1 protein-coding gene and 1 pseudogene are annotated in these 745 nt (G+C 44.0%); both read right to left on the bottom strand.

What is annotated here, in order from left to right; genetic code table 11:
- A partial coding sequence (locus KIV40_RS35045; protein ID WP_285354080.1) for a Dyp-type peroxidase occupies positions 1-563 on the bottom strand: 563 nt, incomplete at its 3' end.
- Between the two features lie 66 nt (positions 564-629).
- Positions 630-745 (bottom strand): annotated as a pseudogene (locus KIV40_RS35040) (DUF2919 family protein); the annotation flags it as partial.

Below are 745 nucleotides of genomic sequence, written 5' to 3'. Positions count from 1 at the left end.
GGTAGGTTATGGATAAAGCGCTGAACCATTACGTAGCTGCCGCCCGCAAATTCACCTTCAGGAATTAACGCAACTTCTGCACGCTGAGCATCTTTAGGGTTCTCTGTGCCATCAACGAAGTCTGTCATGTCACGCGAGTCTAGGTAACGATAGCCGTATGTCTCATCAACCACTTCAACGTCTTCAGCAACCTGCTCTAGCAACTTACGAATCACGTAGAAATGTAAATCATGGCGGTTCGAGTGGCAGTGAAGCAGCACATCTGAATCTGTGCTTGGCGCAGTGATATCACCCTCACCAAGCTCTGGGAATGCGATCAAATCAGCCGGTGCGGCTTGTTCAAATTTTTCCCAGAATGTCTTAGAGAAAGCCAGTGAAAGAGTCAGGTTAGACTCTGGTTGTGTTTGATTCAATTCAGCGACCAAAGAAGGCAGCTGTTTCAATTGTTCTAACACTTTTGGTGCATTGTTTACGACTTTTAGCTGCACATACAGAGCGAAAGGCCCAGCTTCAGGTAAAATAGCACCTTGTGCTTGTGGCTGCTCATTTGAAGAGTTAAGCATAGTTCGATCCTTTCATTTTTAGCTTCTAAGTATAAATATGAATGTATTAATTATTTTTGATTATTGTCAGTCTTCCGCTTCAACGACGGCAAAACAGTCACGCACGGTGTCACTCTTTACGATATAGATAAACAGCCATAGTAGAAGCATCAGAGTCACACCATTTGACCAATGAAACCAGC

This window comes from Vibrio sp. D173a (assembly GCF_030248475.1).
The sequence above is the reverse complement of the archived record's forward strand: the minus strand, read 5'-3'. Positions and strand labels throughout refer to the sequence as shown.